This window comes from Pigmentiphaga sp. GD03639 (assembly GCF_029845405.1).
GTDB classification, from domain to species: Bacteria; Pseudomonadota; Gammaproteobacteria; order Burkholderiales; family Burkholderiaceae_B; genus Pigmentiphaga; species Pigmentiphaga daeguensis.
Genome location: NZ_JAOCLR010000039.1, coordinates 20,848 through 45,663, shown reverse-complemented (window position 1 = coordinate 45,663; position 24,816 = coordinate 20,848). Strand labels below are relative to the sequence as shown.

The 24,816-nt window shown below is 62.8% G+C and carries 22 protein-coding genes and 3 pseudogenes; 19 read left to right on the top strand and 6 right to left on the bottom strand.

Annotated elements, in window-relative coordinates:
* Window positions 1–238: 238 nt before the first annotated feature.
* The 5 genes from N5K27_RS26065 to N5K27_RS26045 all read right to left on the bottom strand — a co-directional run bounded on the left by N5K27_RS26065 (window position 239) and on the right by N5K27_RS26045 (window position 6,314).
* Window positions 239–856 (bottom strand): DUF3313 domain-containing protein, encoded by a 618-nt coding sequence (locus tag N5K27_RS26065; RefSeq protein WP_261237956.1) that lies wholly within the window; start codon window positions 854–856, stop codon window positions 239–241.
* A 12-nt stretch (window positions 857–868) separates the two neighbouring features.
* Window positions 869–1,204, bottom strand: coding sequence for a multidrug efflux SMR transporter (locus tag N5K27_RS26060; RefSeq protein WP_080750184.1), 336 nt, complete (start codon window positions 1,202–1,204; stop codon window positions 869–871).
* A 169-nt stretch (window positions 1,205–1,373) separates the two neighbouring features.
* Entirely contained in the window at window positions 1,374–4,490 is a 3,117-nt protein-coding gene (locus N5K27_RS26055) for an efflux RND transporter permease subunit (protein ID WP_279820309.1), read from the bottom strand.
* 22 nt (window positions 4,491–4,512) lie between these two features.
* Window positions 4,513–5,679 (bottom strand): efflux RND transporter periplasmic adaptor subunit, encoded by a 1,167-nt coding sequence (locus tag N5K27_RS26050; protein WP_279820306.1) that lies wholly within the window; start codon window positions 5,677–5,679, stop codon window positions 4,513–4,515.
* Window positions 5,679–6,314 (bottom strand): TetR/AcrR family transcriptional regulator, encoded by a 636-nt coding sequence (locus N5K27_RS26045; protein ID WP_279820303.1) that lies wholly within the window; start codon window positions 6,312–6,314, stop codon window positions 5,679–5,681. Before N5K27_RS26045 ends, N5K27_RS26050 begins: the two co-directional genes overlap by 1 nt.
* Window positions 6,315–6,423: 109 nt before the next feature.
* Between N5K27_RS26045 and N5K27_RS26040 the strand changes: the two genes are divergently transcribed.
* Both N5K27_RS26040 and N5K27_RS26035 read left to right on the top strand, forming a co-directional pair.
* A complete protein-coding gene (locus tag N5K27_RS26040; RefSeq protein WP_069455572.1) occupies window positions 6,424–7,848 on the top strand; it encodes a TolC family protein in 1,425 nt (474 codons plus the stop codon).
* A gap of 73 nt (window positions 7,849–7,921) precedes the next feature.
* Window positions 7,922–8,494: pseudogene (locus N5K27_RS26035) on the top strand (LysR family transcriptional regulator); the annotation flags it as partial.
* A 148-nt stretch (window positions 8,495–8,642) separates the two neighbouring features.
* On the opposite strand, the gene N5K27_RS26030 reads toward N5K27_RS26035, so the two are convergent.
* Complete coding sequence (locus N5K27_RS26030) at window positions 8,643–9,722, bottom strand: IS5 family transposase (RefSeq protein WP_279820298.1); 1,080 nt, start codon at window positions 9,720–9,722, stop codon at window positions 8,643–8,645.
* A 92-nt stretch (window positions 9,723–9,814) separates the two neighbouring features.
* Between N5K27_RS26030 and N5K27_RS26025 the strand changes: the two are divergent.
* The 17 genes and pseudogenes from N5K27_RS26025 to N5K27_RS25945 all read left to right on the top strand — a co-directional run.
* Window positions 9,815–10,189: pseudogene (locus N5K27_RS26025) on the top strand (LysR substrate-binding domain-containing protein); the annotation flags it as partial.
* Window positions 10,186–10,461 (top strand): EexN family lipoprotein, encoded by a 276-nt coding sequence (locus tag N5K27_RS26020; RefSeq protein WP_004883082.1) that lies wholly within the window; start codon window positions 10,186–10,188, stop codon window positions 10,459–10,461. The pseudogene N5K27_RS26025 and the gene N5K27_RS26020, both read left to right, overlap by 4 nt.
* A gap of 290 nt (window positions 10,462–10,751) precedes the next feature.
* Entirely contained in the window at window positions 10,752–12,761 is a 2,010-nt protein-coding gene (locus N5K27_RS26015; protein ID WP_279820296.1) for a conjugal transfer protein TraG, read from the top strand.
* Entirely contained in the window at window positions 12,758–13,204 is a 447-nt protein-coding gene (locus tag N5K27_RS26010) for a CopG family transcriptional regulator (protein WP_011806064.1), read from the top strand. Before N5K27_RS26015 ends, N5K27_RS26010 begins: the two co-directional genes overlap by 4 nt.
* Window positions 13,201–14,235 carry a P-type conjugative transfer ATPase TrbB gene (gene trbB, locus N5K27_RS26005; protein WP_279820294.1) on the top strand — a complete coding sequence of 345 codons (1,035 nt, stop codon included), beginning with the start codon at window positions 13,201–13,203 and terminating at the stop codon, window positions 14,233–14,235. The genes N5K27_RS26010 and trbB overlap by 4 nt, the downstream gene beginning before the upstream one ends.
* Window positions 14,232–14,609 carry a TrbC/VirB2 family protein gene (locus N5K27_RS26000; protein WP_279820292.1) on the top strand — a complete coding sequence of 126 codons (378 nt, stop codon included), beginning with the start codon at window positions 14,232–14,234 and terminating at the stop codon, window positions 14,607–14,609. Before trbB ends, N5K27_RS26000 begins: the two co-directional genes overlap by 4 nt.
* The gene (locus tag N5K27_RS25995) at window positions 14,606–14,890 is read left to right on the top strand and encodes a VirB3 family type IV secretion system protein (RefSeq protein ID WP_279820290.1); all 285 of its coding nucleotides are present in this window, start codon (window positions 14,606–14,608) and stop codon (window positions 14,888–14,890) included. Before N5K27_RS26000 ends, N5K27_RS25995 begins: the two co-directional genes overlap by 4 nt.
* 9 nt (window positions 14,891–14,899) lie before the next feature.
* Window positions 14,900–17,353, top strand: a complete 2,454-nt coding sequence (trbE, locus tag N5K27_RS25990; protein ID WP_279820288.1) for a conjugal transfer protein TrbE — start codon at window positions 14,900–14,902, stop codon at window positions 17,351–17,353.
* A complete protein-coding gene (gene trbJ / locus N5K27_RS25985) occupies window positions 17,350–18,075 on the top strand; it encodes a P-type conjugative transfer protein TrbJ (protein WP_279820286.1) in 726 nt (241 codons plus the stop codon). Before trbE ends, trbJ begins: the two co-directional genes overlap by 4 nt.
* Before the next feature lie 11 nt (window positions 18,076–18,086).
* Window positions 18,087–18,410, top strand: a complete 324-nt coding sequence (locus N5K27_RS25980) for a hypothetical protein (protein WP_279820283.1) — start codon at window positions 18,087–18,089, stop codon at window positions 18,408–18,410.
* Window positions 18,407–19,771: a P-type conjugative transfer protein TrbL gene (trbL, locus tag N5K27_RS25975; RefSeq protein ID WP_279820280.1), complete on the top strand. Its 1,365-nt coding sequence runs from the start codon at window positions 18,407–18,409 to the stop codon at window positions 19,769–19,771. The genes N5K27_RS25980 and trbL overlap by 4 nt, the downstream gene beginning before the upstream one ends.
* An 18-nt stretch (window positions 19,772–19,789) precedes the next feature.
* Window positions 19,790–20,494: a conjugal transfer protein TrbF gene (gene trbF, locus N5K27_RS25970; protein WP_024537618.1), complete on the top strand. Its 705-nt coding sequence runs from the start codon at window positions 19,790–19,792 to the stop codon at window positions 20,492–20,494.
* Window positions 20,491–21,471: a P-type conjugative transfer protein TrbG gene (trbG, locus tag N5K27_RS25965; RefSeq protein ID WP_270174188.1), complete on the top strand. Its 981-nt coding sequence runs from the start codon at window positions 20,491–20,493 to the stop codon at window positions 21,469–21,471. Before trbF ends, trbG begins: the two co-directional genes overlap by 4 nt.
* Window positions 21,472–21,473: 2 nt before the next feature.
* The gene (locus N5K27_RS25960; RefSeq protein ID WP_270174189.1) at window positions 21,474–22,742 is read left to right on the top strand and encodes a TrbI/VirB10 family protein; all 1,269 of its coding nucleotides are present in this window, start codon (window positions 21,474–21,476) and stop codon (window positions 22,740–22,742) included.
* Window positions 22,739–22,984: a DUF2274 domain-containing protein gene (locus N5K27_RS25955; protein ID WP_024537615.1), complete on the top strand. Its 246-nt coding sequence runs from the start codon at window positions 22,739–22,741 to the stop codon at window positions 22,982–22,984. The genes N5K27_RS25960 and N5K27_RS25955 overlap by 4 nt, the downstream gene beginning before the upstream one ends.
* A gap of 294 nt (window positions 22,985–23,278) precedes the next feature.
* Window positions 23,279–24,208 (top strand): annotated as a pseudogene (locus N5K27_RS25950) (MFS transporter); the annotation flags it as partial.
* On the top strand, window positions 24,205–24,816 hold the full coding sequence (locus N5K27_RS25945) for a LemA family protein (protein WP_023087277.1): 612 nt from the start codon (window positions 24,205–24,207) through the stop codon (window positions 24,814–24,816). The pseudogene N5K27_RS25950 and the gene N5K27_RS25945, both read left to right, overlap by 4 nt.

Here is a 24,816-nt window from a genome sequence, read left to right as displayed (position 1 = left end):
ACTACCGTTGCCAGCACACCGGCCAAACTCCATCGTGTGAATTTACACACCTCCAGGCGCTTTACCTCTGCAAGCAGCACCACGCAGCGTTTCGAATAGACAAGAACGAGAAACGCCGGCAATTTTGCGACGAAGCAGAGCCACTCCAGAATGCTGCAGACGTTACAAGAACGGCACCCTACGAATCCCCTTGATGAGGCTCCTCGCGATCCGCGCGAAGTTATGGAATAGCAGCTATTCACGAGCCAGCACTTCTCCAAGCGCTATTGATCCGTTCAAGGCAGGTGGTGATTGCAGACTTTGCATGCCCGAGCAGTGTGTAGGAGCCTTTGAAATCCGCGAGAGCGTTGCCGTGCCCGAAGCAGCTAGCAGCAGCAACTCGACGACCTGTTTGTTCATCTACTGCCTCGAACTCCAAACTGGCTCCGCCGGTTGTCACTGGCCCAACAAGCAACGTCGTTAGGGTATTGACTGCTCGATTAGGTGTCTCAATGGCCGTAATTGCCACACGCACACGTATGCGGCCTGACGAGGAGGGAGCTTCGGACTTGGTTTGGAGGTGTCGCAGTTCACTGTTGACATGATCGAGAAGCTCACGCACTTGCTCCGAGTCAAGACCATCAATGCGTCCAGTTCCCGTCACTATCTGAGCACCCTCGACTACTATTTCCCGGTAATGACGGGGCTCAAAGCCAGGCGCTTTAAAGAGTAAAACGTTCTCGTACTTCGTTTTTTCCAATGCATCGTAATTACCAAGAAACGCAGATCTCGTCATTCCGTTTGATGCACAGCCAGACAAGGTCGCAGCAAGGCTTAGCACCAGAAGGAGCCGGGCCGGTGAAATAGAGGTATTCATAGAAAGTTTCGCTTATCCCATTTTCAAACAGACAATTCCGGAGACAACAAGCGCAATGCCGGCCCAACGTATCAAGGAAGCCGTGTCACCGAACACATACACACCCACAAGAAATGCACCTAGTGAACCGATGCCGGTCCAGACCGCATAGGCTGTTCCCATGGGAATATGCTTGAGTGATAGCCATAGGAAAAATCCACTGGCTGCCATACAGGCAACCGCAATGGCCGGCCCCACGTAGCGCATCGCCACATTGATTGCACCCAGCTTGAGGCCGAGTGGCCAACCTATTTCGAAAAGTCCAGCAAGCAGAAGCACTAGCCATGGATTCCACATCAGCGGGTTCATGTATTTCTCCAAATCTATTCAGAAAAACTTAGCCATCCAACCATCGACAAAATCGGCAGGTTGGCGACAGTTAGTTTTATTCCTAGAGTCTTTCCAATAACGCTGAATCAGCCCCCTGCGTTGCCCCAGCTACGGGACATGACGGGGCCTAACACGTTGATCAGATGGTTTAAATCGGCTGCGTCGGATGTCGCGTCGCTTCTTGACGCTGCTTTCTGCCGGGCCACTTCATCCCAAACAGCACTTCGTAGAGCAGCGGGATCAATCCCAGCGTCACGAGAGTGCCAAGCGCTAAGCCACCAATCATGGCGATGGCCATGCCCTTCCACAGCGGACCTGCAAACAACATCAGTGGCACCAGACCGGCGATACAGGTCACCTTCGTCATCACGATCGGACGCAGCCGCTGCATCGCCGCCCCCACCAGGGCCTCATGCCGCGCGAGCCCTTCCGCGAGGCCCTGTTCAATGCGTTCGAGCAGCAGAACAGCGTTGTTGACGATGATTCCAAAAAGCGCGAGCACACCAAAGGTCGCCATGAAGCTGAAAGGCGTCCCTGTCGCCTTCAATGCAATCACGACACCAATCAACGTGAACGGAATGGTTGCTAGGATGACGATCAGCTTGCGGAACGAGTTGAACTGCCAGATGAACAGCAGCAGCATCGCCAGAAGAGCAAACGGCATGTAGTGCGAAAGCGAAGCATTCGATTCAGCTGATTCTTCAATTTCTCCACCAAGCTCTATGGCATAGCCTGCAGGTAGTTCGATTGCAGCGATCCTAGGTGCGAGATGATCCACGATCTCTTGCGCGGTGTATGCCGTGTTCTGCCCCTGAACCGTAACCGTACGAATGAGATTGCGGCGTTGAATAACGGACGGCTCGCTGGACAGCGTGACATCGGCCACTTGAGCAAGAGAAACGGGTTGTCCACCCGACGCAGGATAGATGGTCGTCGCACCTACGTCTGCAGTACTGCGCCGATCACTGGACGTCCCACGCATCACGATTGGCACGCTGGTATCACCATCGCGGATCACCGAGATCGACTGGCCGATGTAACGGGTGCCAAGCCAGGCGGCGATGTCGTCGGTGGTAACGCCAGCACGTCGCGCACGGTCTTGATCGACTCGAACATCGAGACGGCCGACACGAGTGTCCCAGTTGTTCTTGATGTTGGCAGTTCCAGGCAAATCCCGAAGTGCGGACTCGATCTTTGCCGCTGCATTCATGAGCACCTCATGATCCGGCCCGCTGACCCGGTAGACGGCTGTGCCAGCTTCGGTAGTACCTAACGAGAACCGCTGAGGCTCTGCGCGTACCTCTCCATGATGCTGGGCGAAATAAGCCCGCGTCCGGGCAATCACCGCATCAATGTTGGTGCCTGTCTTGACCGTCACGACGAAGTACGCAATGTTCGATGCTGGGAACGGTGGATTCAATCCGAGGATGAAGCGCGGTCCACCGTCAGCCACGTAGCCAATGTGATCCGTAATTTCGGGGTTGATTTCTTGATCGCCGAGCCAGCCACTGACCTCCTTCACTTTCGCAAGCGTGAGGCGTGAATCCGTTCCTGGTGCGAGTTGAACAAGTATCTGGAATTGCACACGGTCGGACTTCGGCAAGAAGTCGTATGGCAGTGTCGTAAATCCGTACAGAGCGACGGCCAATGCGCCCGTCATCACACCGACGTAGATCGCCTTGTGGCCGAGTACCCACTCAAGCACCTTGCGATAGCCGCGATAGAAGCGTGTGTTGTAGGTCTGCGCGTCGTCTGCTGGCTGATGGTGCACTTTGGCGAAGTGGTAGCACAGCAGAGGTGTGACGGTCAGGCAGAGCAGCCAAGATCCGAGCAAGGTGAGCGCAAGGACGATGACCAGAGAGCGCAGATATTCACTCGTCGCACTCTGTCCAAAAAAGAACGGTGAAAAAGCGATGACGATGACCAAGGAGGACGTCAGCAGTGGCAGTGCAAGCGTGCGGCCAGCTTCGAGACAAGCCTGTTTGCGGTCTTCCCCAGCAGCCAGGCGCCGTTCAATGTCTTCGGCAATCACGATGCCGTTGTCTACCAAAAGACCCAGCGCGATGATGATGGCGGCCATCGAAACGCTCTGCAGTTCGATGTTCAACGCGCGCATCACGATCAGTGCCCCCAGAATGGTAAGCGGCACGATCATCCCGACGATGAATCCTGTGCGCCATCCCAGGAAAAGGACGACGACGCCGAGCACGATGACAATCGTTTCGATCATCACCTGGTTCATCTTGCCCATTTCACGTTTGACGACGTCTGCCTGGAATGTCACATAGGAGAGCTCGAAACCTGCGGGCAGAAGTTTCTCAAGCTCGGCCACACGGGATTTGAGGGCTACGCCGAATTGCTCCACGTTCTGGCCCGAGGTCATGGACACTGCCATCACTACGGCAGGCTGGCCCTTATAGACTGCAGCAGACTCGGGAGGATCTGCAGGTTGAACCTGCACCTGCGCAAGTTCTCCCAGTGAAATTGAAGGAGCAGGAGAAGCACCGCGCACACCCTGAGCTTGCGCCATCATGATCGGCAATGCGCGCAGCGATGCAGCGTCGCGAACCTCTCCACTAACGGCCAGCGAAGCGTTGATGCCACCGATGGCGATTTGCCCGCCTGAAAGAACGACGTTTTGTTTAACGAGTTGATCGATCACCCCTTGAGGGGTCAATCCAAGCTGGGCTAGCTTGGGCCGGTCAAATTCAAGATAGACGCGCTCTTCCTGCAGACCATAGAAGCTGATGCGATCAACGCCAGGAAGCGCGTACAGGCGGTCGCGCATCTCTTTCAGCGAAACCCGCATCTCGCTCATGGAGTAGCCTGGAGCAGTCACAGCAATGGACGCCACGGCAACACGGCCAAAGTCGTCGTTGACAAACGGCCCCAACGTTCCCTGGGGGAGCATCGGTTGAGCATCGGCAACCTTTGCACGCACGCGCTGCCAAATGGGGGCTAGGTCGGTGTACCGCTCCCAGATCGTGACTTGTATGACGGCCCCGCCCGCGCGAACGGTCGTGGTTACGCGCTTGACCTCGGCCAGCTCCCGCAAGCGCTCCTCGATCGGGCGCGCAATCAATTGTTCGACGCGTTCAGCCGGCATGCCAGGGTTCAGAACGGCGACAACCGCATCTCGAATCGTGACCGATGGCTCTTCCTGCGAAGGGAAATTGAGGAACGTGGCAATGCCGGCAACAAGAATGATGACCGCGGCAAGGTAGGTGAGTCTGCTGGCGCGCAGCGCCATTTCTGTGATCTTCATAGCGACGTCTTCCTATAGCGCGTCAGCGTCCGGCCAATTGAGTCGTGGCTTTGAGTGGAGTGACTTGTTGTCCGTTCGTCAGCCAGCCCGCGCCAGCCGCGACCACCATCTCGCCCCGCTTCAGGCCACCCACGACGCGAACGTTGTCGCCGCCTGGCTCGCTCTGGAACTGCACTTCCCTGCGGTGCACCTTCTTTCCGGTCACGTCATACACAAACACTGCGGCTTGTCCCGCTTTCTCACTGAGCACCAGTGCCGAATAGGGAAGCATCAGGCGGTCTGGTGAGGCATCCTTCGCTTCCGGCGCCTTCAGCAATACTTGAACGGCTGACCCGGGTCGAAGACTGCGCGCCTGAGTGGCATCTTGAGGAACGAGCACGACAGGCAAAAGTGAGCCATTTTCTGCACGCAAGCCAATGCGTTGTACCGAAGCACGAACGGGACTTGCTGACTCGCTCAGACGCAGTTCTGCGACTTGCCCAACTTTGATGTGCACTGCTTGGGTCGTCGATGCAGTCGCAAGGACTTCTACGCCGCTGCGCAGTCCATCCACTTGAAGCACGGGCGCTCCGGCTGCAATATCAGTGAAAGGCAGAGCGAGCTTCTCCGCGACGACGCCGTCAAATGGCGCATGAATGGCGGTACCCCGTCTCGCACGCTCGGCGAGGCCCAATGTGGCCTTTGCATTGCGTACCTGGCCTTCAGCAGCAACCAACTGTGCTTTCACACTCTCGAATGCCGCGGGGGATATCACGTTGCCCTCAAGCAGCCCCCGTTGCTGCGTTGTTTGAACGATTCTGTCTGCCAATGCGGCTTCCGCTGCAGCGAGTGCCGCCCGAGCCTGTTCTAGGCGGAGTTGCGCGGGCTGAACATCCAACTCAGCCAGAAGCTGTCCGCGAGAGAAGCGGTCTCCCACGTCCACATGAAGCTTACTGATCCGCCCGCCAGTCTCGAAGCCTAAGGTACTCCGCTCACTGGAACGAGTTAGGCCACTCAGTTCAATGCGATTGGCTACAGAAGCTACATCACCCACGGTAAGCAGCTTGACCGCTCGCGGTGGATCGGAAGCAGGCTCCTTCTGACTACCACAGCCGGCAAGCGATGCGAGCAGAACAAACGCGAGGCCGACTTTCTGCATTTGCCAGGACTGGGATTTAAAGGGAGTGCAAGACACGGGAAGGCCTTTCATCAGCGTTTATCAATAGGGGTGAGTTCCAGTTCGCCGCGGGCGAGCGCCTGGAGGGTGTGCATGAGTCGAGAAAGGTCTTCGGCAGCAAACGTCGGAAAACCCATCATTTCGGCGAGGAAGACTCCGTCCAAGGCAAATAGAACGATTCCGGCGATATCGGTGCCGCGTGGAGATTTGCTCGCGTTCTCGTACTGCCTGCGGTACCAGCCGCGCACAGGCTCAAGCAGCGTGGGGTCTTCAGCCACGGCCGCCAGCAATGCAGCGCTCATCTTTTGCATCCCGCCGTCAGGCATAGCCGAGACCTGGCTGGATAGCCAAGGGTCTGGATTGCCGACGAATGGCAGCTCTCGCTCTTCCTGCCCGCCATCAAACGCCGAGACCTGGTCATCAATCATCGTGAGGAGCAGATCGCGCTTGGTCTTGAAGTGGTACAGGAACGCACCTTTGCTCATTCCTGCCCGTGCAACGACCGCGTCAAGCGTTAGGTGCCCGGCACCTCCCTCCATGACTACGTCACGCGCAGCTTGAAGGATGCGCTCCCGTGTTTGTTGCGCTTTCTTAGAGATGGAGGGGGCTTCAGCGCCGTTGTCCGCCGAATGCGACTCCTCTGGGCTTGATTTCATACGAGTTGCCATGGTGAAACTCCAAAGATGCTTGATTTTTGAATCGTCTGGACGGTATAGTACACGCCATGAACTATGCCCGTCAAGACGGCCTCCTCAATTCACAACCTAGTGGCTCAACATGTCCGATCCCTACGCCCGCCGCGGCCTTACTGCTGTTGCATTCCTATCGATCACGCTTCTCGCCGCGTGCAGCCACTCGCCTCACAGGGTGGAGACATCACGCGTTGAGGTTCCGGCCAAATTCATGAACGAAGCGGGTCTGGCTGTGCAGCAGGTGCCAGCACAAGCACTCCCGGCCGAGTGGTGGACGGCGTACGGTGATCCGCTGATTGACGCGCTGGTGCGCAACGCGCTGGAGCACAACACCGATCTCGCTATTGCAAGAGCGCGGATTGATGAAGCTGTGGCGATCACCCGACGTACACGCGCTTCAATGTTCCCTAGCTTGGCGCTCACGCCCCAAGCAACGCGCGCGCGCGACTTTTCTTTGGCACCGACCATCAGCAGCGATGCCAGGCTTCCGCTGTCGGCTTCATGGGAAGTTGATCTAGCGGGCCGCCTCTCGCATGCCGCTGATGGCGCACGGATGGACGCAGTTGCTGTCGAACAGAACTGGTTCGCGACACGTTGGCAGATCGCCTTTGAGACAGTGTCCGCTGCACTGCAGCAGCGGCAGGCGGCAGAGCTGGAAGATCTGGCAAAAGAGCGACTTCAAGTCGCCGAGCGCCTTGAGCGTCTGACAGAGCAGAAGTTCAAGGCAGGTCAAGCTACGGGCTTTGACATTGAACGCACGCGTTCCGAGGTCATCGCCCTCCGGGTGGAGCAAGAGCAGTTGCGACGCGTACGCGGCGAAGCAACGCATGCCTTGGATGTGCTCGTTGGCCGGATTCCGGGGGCGCTTGGCAGCGGTCCTGCGCTTGCCTCTCTCACCATGCCCGATTGGACTCCCCGAAGCGTGCCTGGCGAGTTGCTGCAGCAGCGCCCCGACGTCCGAGCCGCGCAGGCGCGCCTTGCGGCGGCGACGGCGCGATGGAACGCTGCAGAAGGCGAGCGGTTCCCCAAACTTGTGCTCGATTTGAGTGGTGGTCGCCAACGCTTCGAGAACAACGGAACCCGTGTGGCGGGGAACATTTTCTCTTTGGGCTTGGGTGTGACGCTCCCGATTCTTGACGGTGGCGCAATACAAGCGGGAATCGACGAGGGCTCCGCACGCAGTCGCGGCGCACAAGCTGACCTGGACCGCACGGTGTTGCTCGCACTTCAGGATGTGGAGAACGCTTATCTGGGCTGGCAGACCCAGCGGACCTCCCTGCAGCATCAGGTCGATGGTCTTGCCGTCGCTGATCGACTCCTTGACCGCAGCCGACGCCTATTTGAAGCGGGACAGGTGGACGCGACCGTTGTCGCAGAAGCGGAGCGTGGCACCTTGTCTCAGCGAGCGGCTCTGGTCCGTGCTCGCGCCGAAGCAGCAGTGCAATGGGGTGTTCTCGCTAAGGCGCTTTCTGGTTCGCCAGAGCATGTGAATTTGCAGTCTTCACCCTGACTCCTTGAGTTGGAAGAACGCAGCAAGGCAGCGCATCTTGAATACTGAATAGATTAACGATTGGCAGGGGCGCATGGAAATCCGACATCTACGTTGTTTTATGGCGCTCGCCGAGGAACTTCACTTCGCTCGCGCCGCTGCGAAACTGCATATTGAGCAGTCCCCACTGTCTCGCACGATCAAAGAACTCGAAGAGGAGTTAGGAGCACAGCTCTTTATTCGGAACACGAGAAGCACGCGTTTGACACGAGCTGGGTTGATGCTCATGGAGCACGCACCTCGGGTGTTCGCATCCTTGCAACAGGCGCGGGACTGCGTGAAGGCAGCAAAAAATGGCTTTCATGGACAACTCCGCGTCGCCTTGTCAGACGGCGCAACACTACTGTGCTTACCAGCCCTATTGGCGTTGTGTCGCGAGGAGGAGCCCGAGGTTGAGATTCGCTTTTTTGAGGTGCCACTATCCCAACAAATCAAAGGATTGCACGACGACCTGTATGACGTCGGCTTTGCACAGTCCGACGACGTAGGTGATGGAATCGTCGCACTTCCCGCGTGGACTGACACGCTTATGGTGGCGCTGCCAGCTCGGCATCCGTTGCTGGCTCTTAAGCGAATTCCATTGGATGAACTGCTGCGCTACCCGCTAGCAGGCTGGTGAGAAACCCTTGAATCCTTCCGGATCATGTCCTTCCGATCATTTTTTCCGGCACCGGAAGTGCGCCGTGGCGTGTGATTCAGGGTTCTCTCACCCTCGCATTCCGCTGTTCGCCGGGCAGCGGACGCATCTATCCCTGCTACGCGGCAGCCGACCGCATCAGGCTCAGCATTCGGGTCAGGTTGTACGCCGCGAACGCGAACAGCGCCTGACCCGAGAGCTTTTCCAGCCCCTTGTGCCGCGTCTTGCGCAGACCACCCACCGTCTTGATCCAGCCGAAGGCCTCTTCGATCATCTTTCGCCTGCGCAGACTCATCGCGTAGCCCTTGCCACGCGCGGTGCGTCCATCGACGGCGCTGCCGCTGACCTTGCGCGCCACGTGCGCCCTGATACCGCGCCGTTCGAGCGCAGCCACGAATTCCGCCGTGTCATAGCCCTTGTCCGCACCCACCGTCGCGCCCGGCTTGCGCACACTGCGGTCGATCATCCGGATCGCCGCTTCCCACTCCGCGCGACCCGTGGCCTGCGTGCTCTCGACATCGACGACGAGCCCGTTGCGGTTCTCCGACAGCGCGTGCGCCATGTAGCGCAGCTTCGCCTCAGTGAATTCGCCCTTCTTGTACAGCCGCGCCTGCGGGTCGGTCGTGCTCTGGTGGGTCGCGTTGCTGCGCTTGTTGCCTTTGAAGTCAGTTTCCGGATTGCGCCCGGCAGGCTTGTCCGGACCACTGCCGTCCTTGGGCACAAAGCTCTTGTGGCTGGCCCAGGCCTCGATCATCGTGCCGTCGACGCTGAAGTGCTCGTCGGACACGAAACCCTGCCACTCGGCAAGATGCAGTACGCGACGGAAGAACTGGCGTGCGACGTCGGTGCCGAGCAGACGGTCGCGATTGATGCTGAAGACGGTGCGGTCCCACACCGCGTCATCCATGCCCAGGCCAACGAACCATCGGAACAGCAGGTTGTAGTCGAGCTGCTCGACGAGCTGGCGCTCGCTGCGGATCGTGAAGAGGATCTGCACGAGCAGCGCACGCAGCAGCTGCTCGGGCGGAATCGACGGGCGCCCGGTGTGCGAGTAACGCTCATCGAACAGCGCACTCATGTTGGCGAGAATGCCGTCGACCAGCGCACGCAGAGTGCGCAGCGGGTGGTCCTTCGGCACGCGTTGTTCCAAGCTCACGTAGCTGAACATCGACGCCTGGGGATTCTCTTGGCCGCGCATGGGAAATCGGGAAAAGCAGAAAGACGATTCGAGGCAGGAGTCTGCCTCAAAATCCGCGCCACGAGCAGCGAGCGGGGTTTCTCACCAGCCTGCTAGTGCTATCTGATCCTCAAGTGTGCGAGGGCCACGCCAAGCACATTGAGCGAGTACTTAGCCGGGCTGAAATGCAGCCTCTAGTTGCCGAGCGGGTTACCACTTTCGACCTGATGATGGCGTTGGTATCTGCCGGTTTTGCACTCGGACTTACAGGGGCTGCACACATTGCAGCCTCCCGAGAGCCAGGAGTCGTGGCGAGGCCGCTTTCGACACGCGTACCACCTTTGACGACCTATCTACTCAGACTTGAAGGCGATCCGTTTGACGAGCTTGCGCGCTTCATTCAGCGAGTACAGGCCATCGAATTGCCAGAGTTTCTCAGGTCAACAAAAAGCCGAAATCCCGATCTTCCGGAGGAATTGATGCCATGAGACTCGCCATCACGCTCGTCGCTGCAATGCTAGTCGCATGCGGTCAATCTGATAAACCGCACAAAGCCACTAGTGCAGAAAAGAAAACCCCGACAGTAGAAGAGCTGGTGGCAGACCCGGAACAGCTCAAGAAGTTGCGCCAGCAATGCAAGACGGATCGGCCTACTTTGGGCGAACTGCTTTGCAACCGGGTAGCGGAGGCAACACGTAAGCGGTTCTACGGTGACGGAAAAACGCCATACACACCGCCCAAAGAATCCCCCAAATTCTGAAATTCAGCAATTCAGCAATTCAGCAATTCAGCAATTCAGCAATTCAGCAATTCAGCAATTCAGCAATTCGCTAGTCTGCCTGAATCTTCTGTTCGGCACGCTGATATTCGCCGGCGCTTACGGAGTCACTCCCTGGCTAGACACAGCGCGAATTCATTCTTTCTTATCGACCTTTCTGCCCCAAACGGTCTTTGACCGGCACTAAGCCAGCACCGATCCTGACGCCTGCGGCACATTTCTAAGCCGCGTTTCCCAAGGGAATCAGCGTAGGAGAGATTGGAGGCGGGGCTATGCAAGGTACGAATGTGCTGTTCGGTCAGATAGCCGTGGTATTCGGCATCGTGATCGCGGGTGTGTGGGGCGCCACACAATGGACGGCAGCAGCCCTTGGCTATCAGGTACGCCTTGGCTCCCCCTGGTTTGATTTCCTCGGCACACCGATCTACCTCCCGTGGAAGCTGTTTGAGTGGTGGTTCTTCTTCGATGCCTACGCGCCACGCGTTTTCGACACGGGCGGTGCCATAGCGGGTGGCAGTGGCTTGCTGGCGGTGGTGGTCGCAGTCTGCATGTCGATCTGGCGCTCTCGTCAATCACGCCTAGTCACGACCTATGGCTCGGCACGCTGGGCAAGTACGGAGGACATTCGCAAAGCCGGCCTTACGCAGCCGATCGGCGTGTTCCTCGGTCAGCACGATGGCAAGTACCTTCGGCATGAAGGCCCGGAACACATCCTCACTTTCGCGCCCACGCGCTCAGGCAAAGGCGTCGGCCTTGTGGTGCCGACGCTGCTTTCTTGGCCTGCATCCGCCGTAGTCCACGACATCAAGGGCGAGAATTGGCAGATCACCGCAGGTTGGCGCTCACGCTACTCACACTGCCTGCTGTTCAATCCGACCGATGCGAAGTCGGCGGCCTACAACCCGCTGCTAGAAGTTCGGCGCGGCGCACATGAAGTGCGTGACGTACAGAACATAGCCGACATTCTGGTCGATCCAGAAGGCGCGCTTGAGAAGCGCAACCATTGGGAGAAGACTTCGCACGCGCTGCTGGTCGGGGCCATCCTGCATGTGCTCTACGCGGGCGAGGACAAGACGCTGCGCGGCGTCGCCAATTTCCTCTCCGATCCGGCCAGCCCCTTCGAGCTGACCTTGCACCGGATGATGACCACACAGCACCTCGTGAACGTGGAAGGTGGTGGCCCGCATCCAGTCGTCGCTTCGGCGGCGCGCGAAGTGCTCAACAAGTCGGACAACGAGCGTTCCGGCGTGTTGAGCACCGCCATGTCGTTCCTGGGCCTCTACCGCGACCCCACGGTGGCCGAAGTCACCTCGCGCTGCGACTGGCGTATCGCCGACCTGATCGCGTCCGAGCATCCGGTGTCGCTTTATCTGGTAGTGCCACCTTCGGATATTTCGCGGACGAAACCGCTCATTCGCCTGATCCTCAACCAGATCGGCCGACGGCTCACCGAATCGCTCGACGGCAGCGACGGCATCGAACGCCGCCACAAGCTGCTGCTGATGCTCGATGAGTTCCCGGCGCTGGGCCGCCTGGACTTCTTCGAGACGGCGCTTGCCTTCATGGCGGGCTACGGCATCCGCAGCTTCCTCATTGCGCAGTCGCTCAACCAGATCGACAAGGCGTATGGGCAGAACCACTCCATCCTCGACAACTGCCATGTGCGCGTGACGTTCGCCACGAACGACGAGCGCACCGCCAAACGGATTTCCGAGACGCTGGGCACCGCCACCGAGCTGCGCGCGCAGCGCAACTACGCGGGCCACCGGCTCGCGCCGTGGCTGGGCCACCTCATGGTGTCGCGCCAGGAAACCGCGCGTCCGCTGCTGACGCCGGGCGAAGTCATGCAGCTTCCGCCTGATGAGGCCGTGGTAATGGTGTCCAGCGTGGCGCCCATCAAGGCGAAGAAGCTGCGCTACTACGCGGACGCCAATTTCAAGCGCCGCGTGCTGCCGCCGCCCACGCTGGCGGACGGGCAGTACGCCGACGCGCCGCCGGCCCGCGCCGATGACTGGAGCGGGCTGGCAATTCCTGCGGTGCCGGCACCTCTCGTCGCGGAGACCGTTGGCGACCTTGGCAGCGCCGATGACGGCGGCCCGCGTCGCCAGCCCGAACTCTCCGAAATCGCCGCCTACGACCCCGAGCTGGCCGCGCCTGCGGCCGACCTTGGGTTGCTCGATGACGACGACCTGCCGCTTCCCCTTCCTCGCCAGCTCGACCCTGCCCTGCAACGCACGGCCCGGCTGGCATCCCTCGACCCTGATGACGGAATCGACCTATGACCCAACACCGCCTCAACGTGTTCATCCAGCCGGAGCATGGCAAGCGGCTCGACGAACTGGCCGCCAAGAAAGGCGTATCCAAGTCCAGCATCGTCGCTGCCGCCTTGGCATCGTGGCTGTCGCCCGATGCCGCCGACCAGCGCGAGGCGGCGATTGCCAAGCGCCTGGATCGCCTGTCGCGCCACGCCGAGCGCATGGAGCGCGACCAGAACATCCAGATCGAGACGCTGGCACTGTTCATCCGCTACTTCCTCACGGTGAGCACGCCCGTGCCCGAAGCGCATCAGGACGCAGCGCGCGCCCAGGGCAAGGCGCGCTTCGAGCAGTTCGTCGAACAACTCGGGCGGCATTTGCTGCGCGGTCGCAGTCTGGTGCGAGACGTGGTGGAAGAACTGCATCCAGACCCGGCACGCATGGACGACGCGCAGGAGCGCGCGTCATGAGCGCCGTTCCTTCCTTCACCGCCGTTTCACTGGATCGCCGCATCCAGATGCTGCGCACGGCGATGGGGCCACTGATCGCCGCCGCGCTGGAAGACCCCGACGTAGTGGAAGTCATGCTGAACCCGGATCGCACCTTGTGGATCGACCGGCTTTCGTCGGGCCGCGCGCCGATGGGTGTGGAGCTGTCCGAGGCCGACGGCGAACGAATCATCCGGCTGGTCGCGGCCCACGTCGGCGCCGAGGTGCATCGCGGCCAGCCGCTCCTGACGGCGGAGCTGCCCGAGACGGGCGAGCGCTTCGAGGGCATCCTGCCGCCCGCTGCGCCGGGGCCGGCCTTCGCTTTGCGCAAGCGCGCCTTTGGCGTGATCCCGCTGTCGCGCTACATCGAGGACGAAATGATGACCGCCGCGCAGGCGGGCTTGCTGGTGCGCGCCGTGCGCGAGCGCCAGAACATCCTGATTGCCGGTGGCACCAGCACGGGCAAGACCACGCTCGCCAATGCCTTGCTCGCCGAGATCGCCGCCACTGGCGACCGCGTGCTGGTGCTCGAAGACACGGTGGAGCTGCAATGCGCGGCGCGTGACCACGTGCCACTGCGCACGCGCGCAGGCGTGGTGTCCATGACCGAGCTGGTGCGCTCATCCATGCGCCTGCGCCCGGATCGTGTCGTCGTCGGCGAGGTGCGCGGCGCCGAGGCGCTGGATCTCATCAAGGTGTGGGGCACCGGCCATCCGGGCGGTATCGCCACCGTCCACGCCGGCTCCGCGCTGGGCGCGCTGCTGCGCCTGGAGCAACTGATTCTCGAAGTGGCGGTGAACCCGCCGCGTGCGCTGATCGCCGAAGCGGTCAACGTGGTCATCCACATCGCCGGACGCGGGCGCAAGCGCCGCATCGAGAGCATCGCCCGCGTCGTCGGCTTCGACGGCGTGGGCTACCAACTGGCGGACGCGATGGAAGCCTCGTTTCCCGAGCTGCTGCCGCAGTCCGACCTTTCCTCCCTGTCCCCTGACCACTCTGGAGAACTTCCATGACGCACGTTGATGCTTTCCGTATTTCTGTAAATCCGCTTCCTCGGCCCGCACGGCTGGATGGCCTGGCTCGCCCGGCCATGCAAGGCTTGATGCTCGCTGCCTTCATGCTGCTGCTTGGAGGCACCGCCCAGGCCGCGGGTTCCTCGATGCCCTGGGAAGGGCCGCTGCAATCCATCCTGGAGTCGATCCAAGGCCCGGTGGCCCGGATCGTCGCGGTCATCATCATCATCGCCACGGGCCTCGCGCTCGCGTTCGGCGACACGTCCGGCGGATTCCGCAAGCTGATCCAGATCGTCTTTGGTCTGTCCATCGCCTTCGCGGCTTCAAGCTTCTTCCTGTCGTTCTTCAGCTTCTCGGGCGGGGCCGTCGTATGAACGCGGCCCACGATGGCGTACAGGGTTTCGCTCCAGGCTTCGAGGTGCCGCTGCATCGCTCGCTGACGGAGCCGATCCTGCTGGGCGGTGCGCCGCGTACCGTGGCGATTGCCAACGGCACGCTGGCCGCTGCCGTGGGGCTGGGCCTGCAACTGTGGATTCCTGGCGTCGTGCTCTGGATCGCCGGCCATGCGCTGGCGGTCTGGGGCGCGCGCGTCGATCCGCAGTTCATGGCCGTGTTCGCGCGGCACATCAAGCACCGCCCGCTGTTGGACGTGTGAGGTGATGCCATGCTGAACCTTGCCGAATACCGCCAGCGTCCGGCCTTGCTCGCCGACTGGCTGCCGTGGGCCGGGCTGGTGGCGCCGGGCGTCGTCTTGAACAAGGACGGCAGTTTCCAGCGCACAGCCCGGTTTCGTGGCCCCGATCTCGACAGCGCGACGCAGGGCGAGCTGATCGCCACATCAGCTCGATTGAACAATGCACTGCGGCGCCTGGGTTCCGGCTGGGCGCTGTTCGTGGAAGCCGAGCGCCGGGCCGCTGCTGACTATCCGCACTCGGATTTCCCCGAAGCGCTGTCCTGGCTGGTCGATGAGGAGCGCCGCGCCGCCTTCGAGGACTCGGGCAACCACTTCGAGAGCGGCTACCACTTGACACTGGCGTACCTGCCGCCAGAGGAGGCCCGCGCCCGCGCGGCGGGATTGTTGTACGAGAACCGGCCCACCGAAGGCGTGGATTGGCGCGAGCGGCTGCAAGCCTTCGTCGCGGAAACCGATCGCATCTTCGACTTGCTCGACGGCGTGATGCCGGAGATCGGCTGGCTCGATGACAGCCAGATGCTGACCCACCTGCACGCGACCATCTCGACTCGGCGCTACCGGGTTGGCGTGCCCGAGGTGTCATTCCACATCGACGCGCTGCTGGCCGATTCCGCGTTGGTCGGCGGCCTGGCGCCGATGCTGGGCGACCAGCACCTGCGCGTGGCAACGGTGCGAGGCTTCCCGACCTCGACATGGCCGGGGATTCTGGACGACCTCAACCGCCTGGGCTTCGCGTATCGCTGGAGCACGCGCTTTCTCTGCCTCGACAAAGCCGAGGCGGAACGGGAACTCTCACGCTTGCGCCGCCAATGGTTCGCCAAGCGCAAGAACGTCATCGCGCTGCTGCGCGAAACCATCTTCCAGCAGGAAAGCCCGCTGGTCGATACCGACGCCAACAACAAGGCCACCGACGCCGATGCCGCCTTGCAGGAGCTGGGCAGCGATCAAGTCGCCTTCGGCTATCTCACCGCCACGGTTACAGTGCTCGATGCCGACCCGGCCGTGGCCGACGAGAAGTTGCGGATGGTGGAGCGGGCCATCCAAGGGCGCGGGTTCGTGACGATCCCTGAAACCTTGAACGCCGTGGATGCGTGGCTGTCCTCGCTCCCCGGCAATGCCTACGCCAATGTGCGCCAGCCCATCGTCTCGACGCTGAACCTGGCGCACATGATGCCGGTGTCGGCGGTATGGGCCGGCCCCGAACGCAATGCCCATCTTGACGGCCCGCCGCTGATCGTCACGCGCACCGATGGCGCCACGCCGTTCCGGCTGGTGACGCACATCGGCGACGTGGGCCACACGTTGGTCGCAGGCCCGACCGGCATGGGCAAGTCGGTCTTGCTCGCCACCCTGGCGATGCAATTCCGTCGCTATCGCGGCTCGCGCATCTTCGCCTTCGACATGGGCCGCTCGATGCGCGCCACCATCCTGGGCCTGGGCGGCGAGCACTACGACCTCGGGATGGATGGCGAAATCGCTTTCCAGCCCTTGGCTCGTATCGACCGCGAGGGCTACCGCACCTGGGTGGTAGAGTGGATCGAAGGCCGCTTGCGGCATGAGGGCGTGGTCGTCGGCCCCGAAGAGAAGGCCGCCATCTGGTCGGCGCTCGGCAGCCTCGCCGGTGCGCCGGTGGAGCAGCGCACGATGACGGGGCTGTCCGTGCTGCTGCAATCGAACACGCTGCGGCAGGCGTTGTCGCCTTATGTGCTGGGCGGTGCCCACGGCAAGCTGCTGGACGCCGACCATGACCGGCTCGGCATGGCCGACGTGCAGTGCTTCGAGATGGAGGAGCTGATGCACAGCAAGGCCGCCGTCATGGCGGTGCTGCATTACCTCTTTGCGCGCTTCGATGAACGCTTCGACGGGGCGCCCACGCTGCTGATCCTCGATGAAGCGTGGCTGTTCCTCGATGACCCGGTGTTTGCCGCGCGTATCCGCCAGTGGCTCAAGACGCTCAGGAAAAAGAACGTCAGCGTCATCTTCGCCACGCAGAGCCTTGCCGACATCAAGGATTCGAGCATCGCGCCCGCGATCATCGAGAGCTGCGCGAGTCGCATCTTCCTGCCGAACCCGCAGGCCACCGAGCCGCAGATTCGCACGATCTACGAGGGCTTCGGCCTCAACAGGCGGCAGATCGAGATCGTCGCCACCGCGCAGCCCAAGCGCGACTACTACTACCAATCGCGCCTCGGCAATCGCCTGTTCGACCTCGACCTGGGCGCGGCGGCGCTGGCCTTCGCGGGCGCGTCCACGCCGCAAGACCAGCGCGACATGGACGCGGTGCTGGCCGACGCCGGCGTGCCCGGCTTCGCGGGCGCCTGGCTGCGCCATCGCGGCCTCGATTGGGCGGCCGACCTGCTGCCCTCGTTCCCCGGCCTCGCGCCGGGTTCCCTCGCTGACCAACCCCTGGAGAACCAGCCATGAAGAAACGTCTCATCGCCGCCGCCATCGCGGCCATGCTTTGCACCGCCACCGCCCATGCGCAATGGGTCGTGATCGACCCCACGAACCTCGTGCAGAACACGCTGACCGCGATCCGCACGCTGGAGCAGATCAACAACCAGATCCAGCAGCTCCAGAACGAAGCGCAGATGCTGATGAACCAGGCGCGCAACCTCGCCAGCCTGCCGTCCAGCGTGGTCGGCCAGTTGCGCGCCAATCTGGCGACCACACAGCGGCTGATCGCCCAGGCCAGAGGACTGGCCTACGACGTGACGAATCTGGATCGGGAGTTCCAGCGCCTGTATCCCGAGCAATATGCCGCCACCGTCAGCGGCAACCAGATGTACCGCGACGCGCAGGAGCGCTGGAAGAACACGCTCAACGGCTTGCAGACCACCATGCAGATGCAGGCCCAGGCGTCGCAGAACCTGAGCGACGACGAAGGCGTGCTGGCCGACCTCGTGGGCAAGAGCCAATCGGCCGTGGGCGCTTTGCAGGCGATGCAGGCCATGAATCAGTTACTGGCCCTGCAAGCCAAGCAGTCCATCCAGACGCAGCGCCTGAGCATCACCCAGGATCGTGCCGCTTCGCTGGAGCTGGCGCGGCAGGCTGCTGCCGTGGAACGTGGCCGCGAGGTGAACCGGCGTTTCCTGGGTGAAGGTACGCCGTACACGCCGCAGACCGTCGATTTCTACGGCCGGTGACAGGTGTTGCCATGACCCGCGCGCCTGCTTTCTGCGGTCTCGTGCTCTTGCTGGCCGGTTGCGGCCAGCAGGAGGTGCCTTCGGTCGATGCACTCTCGGCCCATCCGGCGCGGCTGCGCTTGCTCAAGGAGCAATGCCGCGCGGGTCAGCTCGACGGCGCGTTATGCGCGCGGGGGGCCCAGGCCGACCTGCGCCGCTTTTTCTCCGGCAAGGCCGGGCCGGACGAGTACCGGACGCTGGCCGATCTGCCGGCGATTCCGCCCAGCTTCGATGAACCCGCCGAAGACAGCGAGGCGGTGACAGCGGCCTTGTCTGGACAGGAGGACTCGCCATGAATGACATTTCGGTCATTGACCATTTCCTCGATGTTTTCTCGCGCTACATCGACTCGGGCTTCGGTCTGCTGCACGGCGAGGTGGCATTTCTCACGGCCACGCTGATCGTCATCGACATGACGCTCGCCGGGCTGTTCTGGGCGATGGGTCACGCCACCGGTCAGGGCGAGGACGTGATCGCCAAGCTGATCCGCAAGGTGCTGTACGTCGGTGCCTTCGCCTACATCATCGGCAACTTCAACATGCTGGCCAGCGTGGTGTTCCGCTCCTTCGCGGGCCTGGGCCTGACGGCCAGCGGCTCGACTCTGAGCATGGGCAACTTCCTGCAGCCGGGACGGTTGGCCAAGGCCGGCATCGACGCAGCGGCGCCGATCCTCGACCAGATCAAGGAGCTTTCGGGCTTCCCCGAGGTGTTCATCCACCTCGCGCCCATCGTCGTGCTGTTCTTTGCGTGGCTGGTGGTCATCGTCAGCTTCTTCGTGCTGGCGGTGCAGCTCTTCGTCACGCTGATCGAGTTCAAGCTGACCACGCTGGCGGGCTTCGTGCTGGTGCCGTTCGCCCTCTGGAACAAGACGGCGTTCCTGGCCGAGAAAGTCTTGGGCAACGTGGTGTCATCGGGCATCAAGGTGCTGGTGCTGGCCGTCATCGTGGGCATCGGCTCGGGGTTGTTCTCCGAGTTCAACATACCGGCAGGTTCGGAGCCTTCGATCGACCGGGCGCTGGTCATCATGCTGGTCTCGCTGTCCATGCTGGCCCTGGGCATCTTCGGGCCGGGCATTGCGACCGGGCTGGTGTCCGGCGGCCCGCAGCTTGGCGCGGGCGCGATGGCCGGTGCTGCCATCGGCGCAGCCGGAACCGCCGTTGCGGTCGGCGCTGCTGCTACGGGTGTCGGCGGCGCCGTGGCGGCCGGAGCGCGTATGGCGCCCGCAGCCGCCAAAGCAGGGGTCAGTGGCGCCCGTTCGATGGCATCGACCGCCAGCAGCGCCAAGTCGGCCTATCAGGCGGGCTCCGCTTCGGCCGGTGGCGGCCTCCAGGGCGCCGCCGCCGGTGTGGGCAATGTCGCCAAGACTGGCGCGCAGGCAGCCGGGCAGAAGGTGGCCCAAGGCGCACGCTCGATGAAGGAGCGCGTCGCCGCCGCCTTCCGGCCTGATGACGCCGGATCGGCGTCGGGGGACAGTGCCGCACGGGCTGCGAGCGAATCTCCCGTCACAGCCCCATCCACCGCACAACCCGCTTGGGCCAAGCGCCTGCACCGCAGGCAGCAGCTCACCCATGCCGCCACGACCGCCGCCCACACGCTGCGCGGCGGCGACGGCGGCAGCTCCAGCCAGGGGCCAAGCCTGCGTGATTCCGATTCCTGATCTTCAAGGAGAACCCTCATGCGATTCAAAAGACCGCAGGTGCGCTACGCCGATACGCCGCAGCCTGCCACCCCCTACCAATCCGCCGCGCAGGTCTGGGACGACCGTATCGGCTCGGCCCGCGTGCAGGCCAAGAACTGGCGCTTCATGGCCTTTGGCTGCCTCACGTTGGCCGTGCTGATGGCGGGCGGGCTGGTCTGGCGCTCGGCGCAGTCCATCGTCACGCCCTACGTTATCGAGGTGGACAACGCGGGCCAGGTGCGCGCGGTCGGTGAAGCCGCTACGCCGTATCGGCCCAGCGATGCCCAGGTGGCCTATCACCTGGGCCGCTTCATCGGCCTGGTGCGCTCGCTGTCCATCGACCCCATCGTGGTGCGGCAGAACTGGCTGGATGCCTACGACTACACCACTGACAAGGGCGCCGTGGTGCTCAACGAGTACGCCCGCGTGAACGATCCGTTCGCGCGCATCGGCAAGGAGTCGGTGACGGTGCAGATCACCAGCGTGACCCGCGCCAGCGACACGTCTTTCAACGTGCGCTGGACGGAGACGCGCTTTGTCAATGGCGCGCTGGATCGCACCGAACGCTGGAACGCCGTGGTTTCCATCGTGCAGCAGACGCCGCGCACCGAGCAGCGCGTGCGCAAGAACCCTCTGGGTATCTACGTCAACGGGCTGTCGTGGAGCCGCGAACTGGAAGGAAACGAAGGAGCAAAGCCATGAATGATCTTTTCCGTAAATCCGCCTTGCCGATCATGTTGCTTGCCCTCGCGGGCTGCGCCACGCAGGGCAAGCCGCCGCCGTCCATTTCGCTCGATGAGCCGGCGCAGGCGCAGCCGCTGCCGGAGCCGCCTGCGCCTGTGGAAGTGGTGGCCGTGCCGCAGGTGCTGCCGATGCCGGCGCAGATGAAACCTGTGCCGGATGCCAAGCCCACGCCGGAACCCGCCGATGAAACCGTGCGTGTGTCCCGCGCCAACGCCGAGGCGCGCATTGCGCCCACGCGCGAGGGCTACGTCAACGCGATCCAGGTCTGGCCCTTCACCGATGGCGCGCTGTATCAGGTCTATGCGGCCGTGGGCCGCGTGACGGTGATCGCGCTCCAGCCCGGCGAGGAACTGGTGACGGTGGCCGCTGGCGATACCGTGCGCTGGATCGTCGGAGACGCATCGAGCGGCAGCGGTGATGCCTTGCGCGTCAATGTGATGGTCAAGCCGATCCGCTCGGGCCTCAAGACCAATCTGGTCATCACGACCAGCCGCAGGACGTACCTGCTGGAATTGACCTCGACCGAGAAGACCTGGATGGCATCGGTGTCCTGGGAGTACCCGAAGGACAAGATGCTGGCTTTGCAGCGCCAGTCGCAGGCGGCCAGTGCCGCCGCGCCGGTCGATGCGGGCCTGTCGCTGGAGAAGATCCGCTTTCGCTACGCGGTCAGCGGCAGCAATCCACCGTGGAAGCCGCTGCGCGCTTTCGACGATGGCGAGAAGGTCTACATCCAGTTTCCGCCGGGCATCGCCCAGGGCGAGCTGCCGCCACTGTTCGTGATCGGTGTGCAGGGCGACGGGCAACTGGTGAACTACCGTTTTCGCTCGCCGTACTACATCGTGGATCGGCTGTTCGGCGCGGCCGAGCTGCGCCTGGGCGGGGACAAGGGCGACGTGGTGCGGATCGAGCGCACGGACGGCACGCGAAGGAACTGACCATGAGCCAGGACGATTCCCCTGATCTTGCACCGCAGACGGGCAAGGTGGCGCCCGAAGCGGTGGCGCTGCGCGCCCAGCCGCGCCCGGTCACGCGCCTGAATCGGCGCACCTTGGCCATCCTCACGGGCGGCCTGTCGGTCGCCGTGCTCGGGGCCACGATCTGGTCGTTGCAGCCGCATCGGCGCGGAGCGGGCGAGCAGACCGAGCTGTACAACGTGGATCGCGTCTCGAAGTCCGAAGGGCTGGACGGCCTGCCTTCGGACTATTCCAAGCTGCCGCCGAAGGTGCCCGAGCTGGGGCCACCGCTGCCGGGCGATCTCGGCCCGGCCATCGTGAAGTCGCAGCAGCCGGTGACGCCGACGTATGCGCCACCGGGCCACGACCCGGAGGATGCGCGACGCAAGGAGGCTGACGCGGCGGCGGGTTCATCGGTGTTCTTCCGCTCGGGCAACCAAGGCAAGGCCACCGCGCCGGTCACGGCGCAAGCCGCTGCGGCTGCACCTGGCAGCGCCTTGGCCGGCTTCGACCCGCTGGCCGCCGGGCCGGCCTCGACAGCAGCGCAGCCCGCCGACCCGACCGCTGTGCAGAATCGACAAGACCAGAAAGAGGCGTTCCTGAAAGGCGGCTCTACGGAAACCCGCAATTCCGGGAATCTGAAAATGCCGTCCTCGCCGTATCAGGTGATGGCCGGGACGGTGATCGCTGGCGCGCTGGTGACAGGCATCAAGTCCGATCTTCCGGGCGACGTGATCGCCACGGTGACGGAGCCGGTCTACGACACGGCCACGGGCAAGTTCCTGCTGATTCCGCAGGGCTCGCGCATCCTGGGCCGCTACAACAGCCAGGTCAGCTATGGACAGAGCCGGGTGCAGGTGGTTTGGAACCGCATCATCCTGCCGGACACGTCCTCGCTGACGCTGGACAACCTCGTCGGCACCGATCCGGCCGGCTATTCGGGCCTGGAAGACGGTGTGGACTACCACTGGAGCCGCATCGTCGCCGGTGCGGCGCTGACGACGCTGCTGGGCATCGGCGCCGAGTTGGCCGCGCCGGAGAACCGGCAGGACGGCAACCGCATCGTGATCGCCGGGCGCGACAGCGCACAGGACAGCATCAACCAGGTCGGGCAGGAGATGACCCGGCGCAACATGAACATCCAGCCGACGCTGACCGAGCGGCCCGGCCTGCCGGTGCGGATCATCGCCAACCGCGATCTGGTGCTGCGTCCGTACCAGCCAATGTTCTTCCAGCGGGGAGCGATGCAATGAGCACGACCAAGAAACTGCGGCTCGGGCCACTGCCCAAGACCGAGAGCGTCAAGCTGACCTTCGCTTGCCCGGCCAGCCTGAGGGCCACCCTCGACCGCTATGCCGCGCTGCACGCGCAGGCATATGGCGAGACCGTCGATGCAACGACGCTTATCCCGCACATGCTGGAGGCGTTCATGGCGGGGGATCGGGGATTCAGGAAGGGCACGGCGACACGGAGCGCGCCAACGAAGCCGACATGATGGCGTCGCGTACCAATGGCATCCGTCGAACGCGCAGCCCCAGGCTGCGCGTTCTTCATTCTCTGGATGCCGCACGCAAAGCCTCTTGGGCTATGATGGTGCGACAGGCCCGCCGTTCCTCGGCAATCCCGCACGCTCCAGCGCGATCCGGCTTTCCCTCCCGACGCTCCTATGTGGCTCCTAGCCCACAAGGCCGCACTTCCGCAAAGTGGCCTGAAAACGAGCTAACCTACTGTCCCATATACGGTTTCAAGCTCTGCGTGATTTGCACGAAGGACTTGACACCAGAACTTTTTTGTGGCCGCGGTCGTGCCGGTGGTGCCGGCGCTCGTCGCGCAGTACACCCCAGAATCGATTCGCGCCAGGCGCTTTGCATGGCTGGGTGCGATGTCGCTGCTCGGGTTCCTGTTCGGCCCCGGCCTGAACGCCGCTGCAGAACGGCTTGTCGGCCTGGGCTTCTTGAGCGTGCTGGTACAGGGCTCATCGACCACGCTCGTGATCGCACTCTCGGCCGCGCTCGGCGCGCTGATGATGCTGGGCCTGGCCGCAACGCTTCCCGCACCTTCCTCCCTTGGAGAGGCGGACGCAGCCGATCACGACGGAGCACCCCGGAGCCGCTCCCTGGCGCTCTGGATTCTCAACGGTGTGGTCATGTTCGTGCTTGCCGGCTTTGAACTCGGCATCGTGCTGCAGGGCCAGCGCCACCCCGATCTCTCCTCCCGAGAGGTGTCGTTGATGTTCGCCGAGTGCAGTCTGGTGATGCTGGGCGTCAACGCGGTGCTGTTCTTCACCGGCCTGCTGGAGCGCGCCGACCCACGCCGCGTACTGGCCTGCGGCATGGTCCTGGGCATCGCCGGGCTCCTGATGCTGGCCCGCCATGGCAGCGAGATGTGGCTGTACGTCGGCGTGAGTTTCATGGCTGCGGGCACGGGTCTTGTGCTCCCCACCCTGGCCTACCTCGCTGCCGGCACCTCGGCGCGGCGGCTCGGTATCGCGATGGGAGGGCTCGCCGCGGCAGCCGGCCTCGGACAAACACTGGGATCGGCCGCCACCGGATGGCTATTCGGCGCTGTGATGCAGAGCACCTTTGCGTGGCTGTCGATTCCACTGGCCGCCACACTCGCGCTGCTGCTCATTCCGCGGCATTGGTGGCCAGCCAACCCCGTCCTGGTGAGCGCTTCACCGTCCCGCACTTTTCTCACTTCCACGGAAACCGAACCATGAGACTGATCCTGATGTCCCTGCTCGCAGCGCTTGCCCTGTCGCTGAGCGGATGCGGCTACAACGACTTCCAGCGGCTGGACGAGCAGACCAAGTCCGCCTGGTCCGAGGTGCTGAACCAGTACCAGCGGCGCGCCGACCTGATCCCGAACATCGTCGCGACCGTCAAGGGCGAGACCAACTTCGAGCAGGAGACGCTGACCCGGGTGGTCGAGGCCCGCGCGAAGGCGACCTCGATCCAGGCCACGCCGGAACTCGTCAACAACCCCGAGGCCTTCCAGAAGTTCCAGGCGGCACAGGGCGAACTGTCCGGCGCGCTGAGCCGGCTGCTGGTGGTGAGCGAGAACTACCCGCAACTCAAGGCAAACCAGGCTTTTCAAGACCTGCGTGCCCAACTTGAGGGCACGGAGAACCGCATCACCGTGGCGCGTGGGCGCTACGTGAAGGCGGTGCAGGATTACAACGTGCTCACGCGCAGCTTCCCGACCAACATCACGGCCAAGCTGTTCAGCTACGACGTCAAGCCCAATTTCTCGGTCGCCGACGAGAAGGCCATGGCGGCGCCGCCACAGGTCGATTTCGGCGCCTCGGCGCCGGCGGCGCGCCCCTGA

Coding starts and splice junctions, on each gene's coding strand:
- N5K27_RS26065 (WP_261237956.1), bottom strand. CDS start 856: ATGAATACCTCTATTTCACCGGCCCGGCTCCTTCTGGTGCTAAGCCTT.
- N5K27_RS26060 (WP_080750184.1), bottom strand. CDS start 1,204: ATGAACCCGCTGATGTGGAATCCATGGCTAGTGCTTCTGCTTGCTGGA.
- N5K27_RS26055 (WP_279820309.1), bottom strand. CDS start 4,490: ATGAAGATCACAGAAATGGCGCTGCGCGCCAGCAGACTCACCTACCTT.
- N5K27_RS26050 (WP_279820306.1), bottom strand. CDS start 5,679: ATGAAAGGCCTTCCCGTGTCTTGCACTCCCTTTAAATCCCAGTCCTGG.
- N5K27_RS26045 (WP_279820303.1), bottom strand. CDS start 6,314: ATGGCAACTCGTATGAAATCAAGCCCAGAGGAGTCGCATTCGGCGGAC.
- N5K27_RS26040 (WP_069455572.1), top strand. CDS start 6,424: ATGTCCGATCCCTACGCCCGCCGCGGCCTTACTGCTGTTGCATTCCTA.
- N5K27_RS26030 (WP_279820298.1), bottom strand. CDS start 9,722: ATGCGCGGCCAAGAGAATCCCCAGGCGTCGATGTTCAGCTACGTGAGC.
- N5K27_RS26020 (WP_004883082.1), top strand. CDS start 10,186: ATGAGACTCGCCATCACGCTCGTCGCTGCAATGCTAGTCGCATGCGGT.
- N5K27_RS26015 (WP_279820296.1), top strand. CDS start 10,752: ATGCAAGGTACGAATGTGCTGTTCGGTCAGATAGCCGTGGTATTCGGC.
- N5K27_RS26010 (WP_011806064.1), top strand. CDS start 12,758: ATGACCCAACACCGCCTCAACGTGTTCATCCAGCCGGAGCATGGCAAG.
- trbB (WP_279820294.1), top strand. CDS start 13,201: ATGAGCGCCGTTCCTTCCTTCACCGCCGTTTCACTGGATCGCCGCATC.
- N5K27_RS26000 (WP_279820292.1), top strand. CDS start 14,232: ATGACGCACGTTGATGCTTTCCGTATTTCTGTAAATCCGCTTCCTCGG.
- N5K27_RS25995 (WP_279820290.1), top strand. CDS start 14,606: ATGAACGCGGCCCACGATGGCGTACAGGGTTTCGCTCCAGGCTTCGAG.
- trbE (WP_279820288.1), top strand. CDS start 14,900: ATGCTGAACCTTGCCGAATACCGCCAGCGTCCGGCCTTGCTCGCCGAC.
- trbJ (WP_279820286.1), top strand. CDS start 17,350: ATGAAGAAACGTCTCATCGCCGCCGCCATCGCGGCCATGCTTTGCACC.
- N5K27_RS25980 (WP_279820283.1), top strand. CDS start 18,087: ATGACCCGCGCGCCTGCTTTCTGCGGTCTCGTGCTCTTGCTGGCCGGT.
- trbL (WP_279820280.1), top strand. CDS start 18,407: ATGAATGACATTTCGGTCATTGACCATTTCCTCGATGTTTTCTCGCGC.
- trbF (WP_024537618.1), top strand. CDS start 19,790: ATGCGATTCAAAAGACCGCAGGTGCGCTACGCCGATACGCCGCAGCCT.
- trbG (WP_270174188.1), top strand. CDS start 20,491: ATGAATGATCTTTTCCGTAAATCCGCCTTGCCGATCATGTTGCTTGCC.
- N5K27_RS25960 (WP_270174189.1), top strand. CDS start 21,474: ATGAGCCAGGACGATTCCCCTGATCTTGCACCGCAGACGGGCAAGGTG.
- N5K27_RS25955 (WP_024537615.1), top strand. CDS start 22,739: ATGAGCACGACCAAGAAACTGCGGCTCGGGCCACTGCCCAAGACCGAG.
- N5K27_RS25945 (WP_023087277.1), top strand. CDS start 24,205: ATGAGACTGATCCTGATGTCCCTGCTCGCAGCGCTTGCCCTGTCGCTG.